The organism is Collinsella sp. TM05-38 (genome assembly GCF_003466445.1).
Classification (GTDB): domain Bacteria; phylum Actinomycetota; class Coriobacteriia; order Coriobacteriales; family Coriobacteriaceae; genus Collinsella.
This window is the reverse complement of sequence record NZ_QSPM01000018.1, coordinates 1-4,196: the sequence shown is the minus strand read 5'-3', so window position 1 is coordinate 4,196 and position 4,196 is coordinate 1. Positions and strand designations below refer to the sequence as shown.

The window sequence follows — 4,196 nt, the reverse complement described above, 5'->3', positions numbered from 1 at the left end:
GGGGCCCCCTCTTTCGGGGGCCCCCTCCGTAAACGTGTTTGAATTGTAGGCTAATGGCCACGTGCACTTGCTAGCGCTCGCGAGCAACGATGAGCTGGTCCATCTCTTCGACATGCACGCCAACGGAGCCCTTGATGCTCGAGAACTCAACGGAGTTGCACACCAAGATGGGAACCGTCACATCGTAGCCCTCGGCAGCAATTGCCTCGCGATCAAACTCAATGAGCACATCGCCCTTATGGACGATGTCACCCACTTGCGCATGTACGGTAAAGTGCTTGCCCTCGAGCTGAACAGTGTCCAAACCAACGTGGATGAGCACGTCCAGGCCATCGACCGTGTTAAGCGCAACGGCGTGCCCCGTGGGAAAAATAGCCTCGACCTTAGCATCAGCCGGTGCAATCACACGCGTTCCGGTGGGCTGAATCGCCACGCCCTGGCCCAAAAGACCGGTGGCAAACGTCTGGTCGTTTACCTCGGAGAGCGGAATGACGTCGCCCGAGATGGGAGCATCCAGCGTAAGGACTCGACCACGCATACCAAAAGACCTTAGGACTTTAGTGAACATGCTCCCCCTCGGACATACCAATCAATCAAATAACCTTAACAGTTTACCACTTGGCACCCGTTTTTGACCATTAGGGAAGTTCGCGCTTGACAACCTCGACGATGTCGTCGACAACGCGCTGGGTCAGCTCGTGCGTCTCGGCCTCGGCCATCACGCGGACCAGTGGCTCGGTACCGCTCGGACGCACCAGAATGCGGCCGCGGCCGTCAAGCTCCTTCTCGGCAGCAGCGACGGCATCCCAGATGGGCTGGCAATCGTCCAGACCAGCCTTGTTGTCGGAATGCACGTTAACGAGTACCTGCGGGTACTTCTTCATGATGCCGGCAAGATCGGTGAGGGTACGACCGGTGCGCTTGAGCACGGCCAGCAGCTGCAGAGCCGTCACCAGGCCGTCACCGGTGGTGTTGTGCTCCAGGAAGATGATGTGGCCGGACTGTTCGCCGCCGATGACGGCGCCGTCCGCGAGCATGCGCTCCAGAACGTAGCGGTCGCCCACGGCAGTCTGAACCATCTCGAAGCCCTGCTCCTTCATAGCGATGGAGAAGCCAAGGTTGCACATGACGGTCGAGACGATCTCGGAGTTGGCGAGCTTGCCGCGAGCGGCGAGGTCAGAACCGCAGATAGCCAGGATGTAGTCACCGTCGATCTCATTGCCCTCGCCGTCCACGAACAGTACGCGGTCGGCGTCGCCGTCGTGGGCCAGACCAATGTCAGCATGGGTGCGCAGTACGAGCTCGCGCAGGGGCTCGAGGTGAGTGGAGCCGCACTCAACGTTAATGTCAGTGCCGCAGTAATCGGTGTTGATGGCATGGACCGTGGCACCCAAGCGCTGCAGAGCGGCGGGCGTAGTCTGGCAGGAAGCACCGTGACCGCAGTCGACGGCAACGACCAGGCCGTCGAGCCTCAGGCCATCAAGCGTATCGATGGCGTGGTCGACGTATGCCTTGCGGGCATCCTTCATCTTAATGATGTGGCCCACGCCGGCACCGGTCGGCAGCGTGTCGGCAGCCATGGCTTCTTCGGACATGACCCAGGCGCTGATCTCTTCCTCGACAGCATCGGGAAGCTTCATGCCCTTGCGGCTAAAAAACTTGATGCCGTTGAACTCCGGCGGATTATGCGAAGCAGAGATGACGATGCCGCCGTCGAGCTCGTTCTGAACGGTGAGCAAGGCCACGGCCGGCGTGGGGATGACGCCGCAGCAGTGCGGACGGCCGCCCTCGGCCATGATGCCGGCGGTCAGAGCGCTCTCGAGCATGGTGCCCGAAAGACGCGTGTCGCGGCCGACACAGATATCCGGACCAAGGAACTTGGTCGCCGCGCGGCCCAGGCGAAACGCGAGGTCGCACGAGAGGCCGGCATTGGCGACGCCACGGACGCCGTCGGTACCGAAGATGTTCTGGGGCATAGGATCGCTCCTTCCCTAGCAGGCGATATGCAACCGCCCACCCTAGTCGAAAAAGAAAAGCGGGACCCGCCGAGGAATCGGCAGGCCCCGCTTGTACATTGTATCTCGAAAGGAGATAAAACCTTAGCGCTTGGAGAACTGGGGAGCGCGGCGGGCCTTCTTGAGGCCGTACTTCTTGCGCTCGACCACGCGAGCATCGCGCGTAAGGAAACCGGCCTTCTTGAGATCAGCACGGTAGTCGCCAGCGTTCAGAAGAGCGCGAGCAATACCCAGGCGCAGAGCGCCAGACTGACCGGAGATGCCGCCGCCATCGCACAGAGCGATAACGTCGAACTGACCGGCGGTGTCGGTCACCTTGAAGGGAGCAAGGGCGTTCTCAACGAGCTGATGACGGCCGAAATACTGCTCGGCGTCACGCTTGTTGATGGTCACCTTGCCGGTGCCGGGGACGAGACGGACGCGGGCGACGGCGTTCTTACGACGGCCGGTACCCTGGTAGACAACGGTGTTCTCAGCCATCTTTAAGCCTCCAGCTCAATCTTCGTGGGGTTCTGGGCAGCGTGCGGATGCTCGGCACCAGCGTAGACCTTAAGCTTGGTCATCTGGGCACGGCCGAGGGTGGTCTTGGGCAGCATGCCGCGAACAGCGCGCTCGATGACCTTCTCCGGGTGCTTCTCCATAGCCTGGCGGAAGCTCTCAGCCTTAAGGCCGCCGTTGTAGCCGCTGTGGCGATAATAGGTCTTCGTGTCGGCCTTGTTACCGGTAAGCTGGACCTTATCGGCGTTGATGACGACAACGAAGTCGCCGCAGTCGCTGTTGGGCGTGAACTGAGGCTTGTTCTTACCGCGCAGGATCATTGCGATCTGGGTGGCAAGACGGCCCAGGACAGCACCATCGGCGTCGACGAGAACCCAGTTGCGCTGGACCTCGCCCTGCTTGGCGTAGTGAGTCGATTTCGAAATCACTTAGACTCCTCCATGTACAGTACGTGTTGTTACAGAGATTCACGGGGCTCTGCAAGTAACCCGTCCATATTACCCCGCTCGCCGTACGAGTCAACAGGTATTTTGACTCCGACCAGAGTTTCTGCACATGTCGTCCATGGGTCATGACGTCGCGACACTAGCGCTCGACAAACGCCTCGATATCTCCCAGCAAGCGCTTTGCCTCCTGGCGGCCCTGAATATACAGGTCGAGGAGCTTTGCCGGATCGTGCTCAACATGGCCGACCTCGACCGGCTTTTGCGGAGCAACGACCAGCGCACGGCCCTCACGCTCATACTTCCACAGATGCATGCGCTGGATGTTATAGCGGTCGTGGCGCGTCTCGATAGCCTCAAGCAGATAGGGGTAGTCGGCATAGCGGGCTCGTGCGGCGGGCATAAACTCGTAGGGCTTTTTCTCGTACGAGCGGTCCTGCGTGACAATGACGACCGCGCGATCGAAGCCTGCCTCCTCCAGCACGTGCTCGATGGGGACCGAATCGGCTACGCCACCGTCGACGTATTTGTGCCCGTCAATCTCGACCGGCGGCGTCACCAGCGGCAGCGACGTCGATGCGCGCACGGCGTCGAGGTCGAGCACGGCGCTTTTGACCGACAGGTACGCGGCGGTTCCAAAGAGCATGTCCGTCGCGACGGCGTACATCTCGATGGGGCTCGCGTCGAACGTCTCGCTGTCAAAGGGATCCAGGCGGTCCTGGACATCGTTGAAGATAAAGTCGTAGCCGACGATGGAGCCCGTGGACGCAAACGATGCGGCGCCCATGAAGCGGTTGTCGTTGCAGAAAGCCAGGTTGATGCGGTTAGCACGGCCGATCTGGTGCGACTTGTAGTTCACACCGTTGAGGGCGCCGGCCGATACGCCATATACCGCCGGAATCTCGACGCCGGCCTCCATGAGAACGTCGAGAACGCCCGCGGTAAACTGCCCGCGAAAACTACCGCCCTCCAGGACGAGCGCGACCCTGCCGGCGTTCTTTGCTTTATCTTCTGCAGTCATGTTGACCTCCTGCTGTTTCGTTTTGGCCTTCTTCTACCCAGTTTTGGGATGGCGAGCGCACAGGTTTTGGAGTTGAGGAGGGCGGGGCGACCGGCGGAAAGCACGTCTCACTCTGCGTTGCTGCGGGGCACGGCAGGCTGCAGCGCGATCAGCATCGCGTCTATATCTAGTCGAGGCATTGCGCGGAGAATCCGCGTATTTGCTTCGCAAATCCGCACC

At 60.6% G+C, this 4,196-nt stretch carries 5 protein-coding genes; all 5 read right to left on the bottom strand.

The annotated features are described in order from the left end of the window. Nucleotides 1–70: 70 nt before the first annotated feature. Nucleotides 71–538 (bottom strand): PTS glucose transporter subunit IIA, encoded by a 468-nt coding sequence (locus tag DXD49_RS09025; RefSeq protein ID WP_306421699.1) that lies wholly within the window; start codon nt 536–538, stop codon nt 71–73. Between the two features lie 100 nt (nt 539–638). Next, nucleotides 639–1,976 (bottom strand): phosphoglucosamine mutase, encoded by a 1,338-nt coding sequence (gene glmM, locus DXD49_RS09020; RefSeq protein WP_117794781.1) that lies wholly within the window; start codon nt 1,974–1,976, stop codon nt 639–641. Between the two features lie 123 nt (nt 1,977–2,099). Continuing rightward, nucleotides 2,100–2,495 carry a 30S ribosomal protein S9 gene (rpsI, locus tag DXD49_RS09015; RefSeq protein ID WP_022094634.1) on the bottom strand — a complete coding sequence of 132 codons (396 nt, stop codon included), beginning with the start codon at nt 2,493–2,495 and terminating at the stop codon, nt 2,100–2,102. A 2-nt stretch (nt 2,496–2,497) separates the two neighbouring features. Further along, the gene (gene rplM / locus DXD49_RS09010; protein ID WP_022094635.1) at nt 2,498–2,941 is read right to left on the bottom strand and encodes a 50S ribosomal protein L13; all 444 of its coding nucleotides are present in this window, start codon (nt 2,939–2,941) and stop codon (nt 2,498–2,500) included. A 157-nt stretch (nt 2,942–3,098) separates the two neighbouring features. Next, nucleotides 3,099–3,977, bottom strand: a complete 879-nt coding sequence (locus tag DXD49_RS09005; protein WP_117734642.1) for a patatin family protein — start codon at nt 3,975–3,977, stop codon at nt 3,099–3,101. Between the last annotated feature and the right edge of the window lie 219 nt (nt 3,978–4,196).

What these genes read in the sequence shown, in the direction of transcription:
- DXD49_RS09025 (WP_306421699.1), bottom strand. Translation starts at nt 538, where the DNA reads ATGCGTGGTCGAGTCCTTACGCTGGATGCTCCCATCTCGGGCGACGTC.
- glmM (WP_117794781.1), bottom strand. Translation starts at nt 1,976, where the DNA reads ATGCCCCAGAACATCTTCGGTACCGACGGCGTCCGTGGCGTCGCCAAT.
- rpsI (WP_022094634.1), bottom strand. Translation starts at nt 2,495, where the DNA reads ATGGCTGAGAACACCGTTGTCTACCAGGGTACCGGCCGTCGTAAGAAC.
- DXD49_RS09005 (WP_117734642.1), bottom strand. Translation starts at nt 3,977, where the DNA reads ATGACTGCAGAAGATAAAGCAAAGAACGCCGGCAGGGTCGCGCTCGTC.